The organism is Streptomyces capoamus, assembly GCF_014654935.1.
Lineage (GTDB): Bacteria > Actinomycetota > Actinomycetes > Streptomycetales > Streptomycetaceae > Streptomyces > Streptomyces capoamus.
In genome coordinates this window covers 25,630-30,491 of sequence record NZ_BNBF01000046.1, presented here as the reverse complement: position 1 = coordinate 30,491, position 4,862 = coordinate 25,630, and the positions used below count along the sequence as shown (strand labels likewise).

Below are 4,862 nucleotides of genomic sequence, written 5' to 3'. Positions count from 1 at the left end.
GGCGTGCCCTCCTCCAGCACCGACAGCCGGTCGAAGAACAGCTTCGACAGCTCCCGCGCGTCCTTCGGCGCCACCTGGGACGGATGCGTGATCTCCGGCACGTCCACCATCTGCTCCGCAGTCTGCGCGGTCGTCGTCGGCATCACGCGTCCCTCCCACTCGATCGGTTCGTCCTCGCCGGTCCATTGTCCGGCAAGCCCGCGTCTACCCCGGTCACCGGCCGGCATTCCTGAGAATTTCCGGCCGGTGCGCGGTTCAGCTCGTCGTCAGGGTCGCGTCGTCGACGACGAAGCTGGTCTGCAGGCCGGAGTCCTCGGTGCCGGTGAAGGACAGCGTGATCTGCCGGCCGAGGTACTGGCTCAGGTCCAGGGTGCGCTCGGTGTAGCCCGTGGCCGCGTCGACGTTGGAGTACGTCTGCTTCACGGTCCCGTCGACCTTGACCTGGAAGGTGTCGTACACGGTCGTGCCCGACTCGGCGGTGTCGACGTGCAGCCAGTACCTGAGGGTCGCCCTGGTGCAGCCGGACGGGACGGTCACGGTCTGGGCGAGGGTGTCGGTGGCCGCGTAGCCGTAGCCCGCGAGCCAGGCGTACCGGGTGCCGGAGTGCGCGGACTGGCCGCTGAACGTGCCGATCGCACCGGTGTCACCCGTCCACGGCGACGTACCGCTCTCGAAGCCGCCGTTGGAGAGCACCTGGGAGGAGGTGCAGCCGCCCGCGCCCTTGACGGTGAGCGTGTACGACGCGGAGTGCGTGGTGGTACCGGTGCCGGTGATCGTGAGCGGGTACGTGCCGGGGGGCACGGAGGAGCCGACGGAGACCGTCGCCGTGGCGGAGGCGCCCGAGGTCACCGAGGCCGGGCTGAAGGAGACCGTGACGCCCGAGGGGGCGCCCGCGGCGGACAGGGTCACCGTCTGCGCCGAGCCGCTGGTGGTGGCCGTGGAGACGGTGGTGGTCAGCGAGGTGCCCGGGTCGGTGCTGCCGGTGGCGGGGCTCACCGAGACCGAGAAGTCGTTCGTGGGGGCGGTGTCCGCGACCGCCTGCTTCCACAGCGTGTAGGCGACGCCGTCGGCGCTGCGGTTCAGCCCGGTGGCGTTGATGTTGGCGGTGGTGTCGCAGGCGGAGTGGTAGCAGCCGTCGTACGCGGCGCCCGCCGTGCCGCCCCACTTGGCCGCCTGGGCCGAGGTCTTGCGGGCGCTCGCGCCCATGGCGTAGCCGGAGGTCGGGATGCCGTAGTTCTCGAAGGAGTAGTCGTCGGAGCGGCCCGCGCCCTCGGTGTTCTCCTCGGGCTGGAGGTTCAGCGAGTCCCAGTACGCCTTCATCGGCGCGGCGGCGGCGGAGGTGATGTGGTTGATGAAGTAGCCGCCGTTGGGCGAGGCGACCATGTCGAAGTTGTAGTAGGCCTTGATCGCCGAGCGTTGCGCGGAGGTCAGCGAACGGGCGTAGAAGTCCGAGCCGTTGAGGCCCTGCTCCTCGTCGGTCCACCAGCCGAAGCGGACGCGCGCGGCCATCGACGGCTTGGTCTCGGCCAGTTTGAGCGCGACCTCCAGCAGGGTGGCGCTGCCGGAGCCGTTGTCGTTGATGCCGGGTCCGGCGGAGACGCTGTCCAGGTGCGAGCCGAACATGTACACCTTCGACGCGTCGCCCTGGGGCCACTCGGCGATCAGGTTGGGCCCGGCGCCGCTGGTGCAGCCGGAGGTGCAGGCCTGTTCGGTGACGGTGTAGCCGGCCGCCTGGAGCTTGCCCTTCACATAGGCGACCGAGTCGCGGTAGCCCTGGGTGGTGGACCTGCGGTTGCCGCCGTTGCGGCTCGCTATGGCGTTGAGTTCGGTCAGGTGCGCCTGCACCCGGGTGACGTCGATGTCGGGTGCGGTCGCGGCCAGGGCGGGGGCCGGGGCCGCCTCCGCGGTCCGGCCGGGGGCCGCCTCGGCGGACGCGGGCAGCAGGGTGAGGCCCGCGGCGGCCGTGGCCAGCGCGAGGCCTGCCAGGGAGAGTCTTCGTCGTAGCACCATGTCTCCTTGTGGGGTGGAGGAAACGGGAGGCGGGCGCCGGGCCTGGGTGGGCCGCGCCGCTTCACCCTGGTGAGCATGCGCATGCCAACACCGTTTCACGCCTCCGCGCGCCGAACCGGCCGGATCGGGCGGGGTGCCGCCCGCCGCACCGTGTTCCTCCAGGGGCTACCGCACGGTAATCGTGCGGCCCTACGCTGCCGTCAACTCGGCGACGGTGAAGGGGAGTTCCAGGATGCGCGGATGGAGACGACTGGCGGCGCTCGCAGGTGCCGCGGCTCTGCTGGCGATGGCGCCCGGCAACGCACAGGCGGCGTCGCCCAAGTACTCCGAGACGACGGCCATCGGCACGCACAACGCCTACGACAAGTCCAAGTACCCGTACTTCGCGCAGGCGCTGGACTCCGGCGCCTCACTGCTGGAACTGGACGTCTACGCCGACACCCTCAGCCACCGCTGGCGGGTCAGCCACAGCAACCCGCTGGGCAACGACAACAACTGCGAGGCGGCGAAGACCCCCGGCGAGCTCTACGGCAAGAGCCGCAACCAGGACCTCGGCAGCTGCCTGGACAACATGGCCGCCTGGAACCAGCTCCACCCCGACCACCCCCCGATCCTCGTCAAGGTCGAGATGAAGGTCGGCTTCAACAACAAGGCGGGCCTCGGACCGGACGAGTTCGACACACTCGTGGCCCGCAAGCTGGGCGGCAGCGTCTACAAGCCGGCCGACCTGCTCGGCGGGACGTACCCCACGCTGGACGCGGCGGCTCAGGCCAACGCCTGGCCCGCCCGGGACTCCCTGCGCGGCAAGTTCCTCTTCGACCTGATCCCCGGCACGGTCGAACAGTCCAACCCGTTCGACCACTACTGGACCGACGAGGAGTACGGCGACCACCTGCGCGACCTGTACGCGGCCGGGAACATCTCGGCGGCCCAGGCCTTCCCGGCCGTGCTGGGCGCGGCGAACGGCGATCCGCGCACCAGCCGCTACGACGCCTCGATCCGCCCCTGGTTCGTGTTCTTCGACGGCGACGCGGCCACGTACGTGAACGGCGGTTACGACACCTCGTTCTACTCCGCGCACCACTACATCCTCATCACCACGGGCGCCCACAGCGTGTCCCCGGCGATCTCCTCCACCGACCCCACGGACGCCGAAGTCGCCGCGCGGCTGGCCCTCCTGGCCCACGACCACGCGAGCCTGATCACCTCGGACTGGTCGGCGAAGTCCCCGGCGGTGCTGGGTTCGGTGACCGGCCGAAGCTGAGGTTCCGGACAACCGCTCACGGGGGACAACCCTCACATGCTGCATGGCATCGACGTGAGCGCCTTCCAGTCCTCCTCCTACGGGACGGACGGCCTCTCCTTCGCCTTCATCAAGGCGACGGAGGGCCGTTCGTACGTCAATCCCCGCCTGACCGGGCAGACGAAGACCGCCCGGGACGCCGGACTGGTCGTCGGCTTCTACCACTTCCTGTGGCCCGGCGACCTCACCGCCCAGGCCGAGTACTTCCTGAGCCACGCCCCGGACCGCGCCGGCGACATCCTCGCGGTCGACTGGGAGACCACGGGCGACGGAACCCACGCGAGCAACGCCGAGAAGGACCGCTTCCTGCGCAAGCTCAAGGAGTCACGGCCGCACAACCGGGTGGTGCTCTACTGCAACCGGCACTTCTGGCTCGACATCGACACCACCTCCTACGCGGGGGACGGCCTGTGGATCGCCGACTACGTCACCGCGGGCAGGCCCCGGGTCAAGGCGAAGTGGCGGTTCCACCAGTACACCAGCGAGCCCCACGACAAGGACGTGGCGAACTTCGCGAGCAAGGCGGCGCTGAGGGACTGGGCCACCCCGTAGGGACCGGGCGCGGCCCCCGCCGTCAGCCCCGGAAGTCCGCCGGGCGCTCCGGGGAGGCGTCCGCCAGGGCCTTCTCCACGGCGGCCGTGCCGGCGCGCAGGCCGTAGACGGGGGTGCCGGGCTGCTGGCGCCAGGAGTCGGCGACGGTGCCGGCGTCGACCGTGTCGAAGCCCAGTTCGTCGATCAGGGCACGGACCTTCCGCTTGGCGGCCTCGTCGTCGCCGGCGACCGGGAGGGCCATGCGGTCGGGGTCGCCCGCGGGGCGGTGCCGGTCCAGGATGTCCTGGGCGTAGGTGCCGTTGAAGGCCTTGATCACCGGGTGGCCGAGGTGCTGCTCGGTCCAGCGGCTCTCGGTGAGGCCCTCGTCCTCGATGGCCGCGATCCGGCCGTCCCGCTGCTGCGGGTAGTAGTTGCCGGTGTCGATCACCGCGGCGCCCTCCGCCGCGCCGTCCAGCAGACCCGCGGGCAGGTCCGGGACCGCCTTCAGGGGGACGGTGACGACCACCACCTCGGCGCCCTTGGCCGCGTCCTCGGCCCGGACCGCGGTGGCGCCGGTCTCCTCGGCGAGTTCCCGGAGTGTCTCGGGGCCGCGCGAGTTGGCGACGGAGACGTCGTGCCCGAGGGCGGTGAGCCGCCGGGTGAGGTTGCCGCCGATGTTCCCCGCGCCGATGATGCCGATCTTCATGGCTGGCCTTCCGGATGATTGATGCATACGCATGCTTCGGTCGTCCGGGTCAACCCCGCGCCGGCGCCGCCTATTCCGCGCCGCCGCCGAACGGGCGGCAGGGGGTGCCCGGTCCGTGGGGACGGGCCCCCTGCCGCCTTCGGGTCACTTGTTCAGGTAGGCCCAGAACTCGTCGAACGACAGCACCTTGTCGCCATTGAGGTCGCGGGACTTGATGATGGCCTCCGCGACCGTCTCGGTGACGTTCCAGTCACCTTGCTGCGCCAGGGCGGACTTGAACTCCGCCGCGGTGATGAACCCGTCACCGTCCGC

At 70.8% G+C, this 4,862-nt stretch carries 4 protein-coding genes and 2 pseudogenes; 2 read left to right on the top strand and 4 right to left on the bottom strand.

The genetic code is table 11. The features are described from left to right. Together IE312_RS37030 and IE312_RS37025 are read right to left on the bottom strand one after the other, a co-directional pair. Window positions 1-143, bottom strand: a pseudogene (locus IE312_RS37030) (RNA polymerase sigma factor SigF); the annotation flags it as partial. A gap of 112 nt (window positions 144-255) precedes the next feature. Next, window positions 256-2,010, bottom strand: coding sequence for a M28 family peptidase (locus IE312_RS37025; RefSeq protein WP_189986707.1), 1,755 nt, complete (start codon window positions 2,008-2,010; stop codon window positions 256-258). 232 nt (window positions 2,011-2,242) lie between these two features. On the opposite strand from IE312_RS37025, the gene IE312_RS37020 reads away from it, so the two are divergent. After that, a complete protein-coding gene (locus IE312_RS37020; RefSeq protein WP_189986706.1) occupies window positions 2,243-3,274 on the top strand; it encodes a phosphatidylinositol-specific phospholipase C domain-containing protein in 1,032 nt (343 codons plus the stop codon). Between the two features lie 36 nt (window positions 3,275-3,310). Beyond that, the gene (locus IE312_RS37015) at window positions 3,311-3,865 is read left to right on the top strand and encodes a glycoside hydrolase family 25 protein (RefSeq protein ID WP_189986705.1); all 555 of its coding nucleotides are present in this window, start codon (window positions 3,311-3,313) and stop codon (window positions 3,863-3,865) included. A 22-nt stretch (window positions 3,866-3,887) separates the two neighbouring features. On the opposite strand, the pseudogene IE312_RS37010 reads toward IE312_RS37015, so the two are convergent. Next, window positions 3,888-4,613 (bottom strand): annotated as a pseudogene (locus tag IE312_RS37010) (NADPH-dependent F420 reductase); the annotation flags it as partial. Between the two features lie 81 nt (window positions 4,614-4,694). After that, window positions 4,695-4,862, bottom strand: a 168-nt coding sequence (locus tag IE312_RS43520) for an EF-hand domain-containing protein (protein ID WP_229900900.1), incomplete at its 5' end; no start/stop codon positions are given.

Excerpts from the sequence above, each read along its gene's own strand:
- IE312_RS37025 (WP_189986707.1), bottom strand. The coding sequence starts at position 2,010 with ATGGTGCTACGACGAAGACTCTCCCTGGCAGGCCTCGCGCTGGCCACG.
- IE312_RS37020 (WP_189986706.1), top strand. The coding sequence starts at position 2,243 with ATGCGCGGATGGAGACGACTGGCGGCGCTCGCAGGTGCCGCGGCTCTG.
- IE312_RS37015 (WP_189986705.1), top strand. The coding sequence starts at position 3,311 with ATGCTGCATGGCATCGACGTGAGCGCCTTCCAGTCCTCCTCCTACGGG.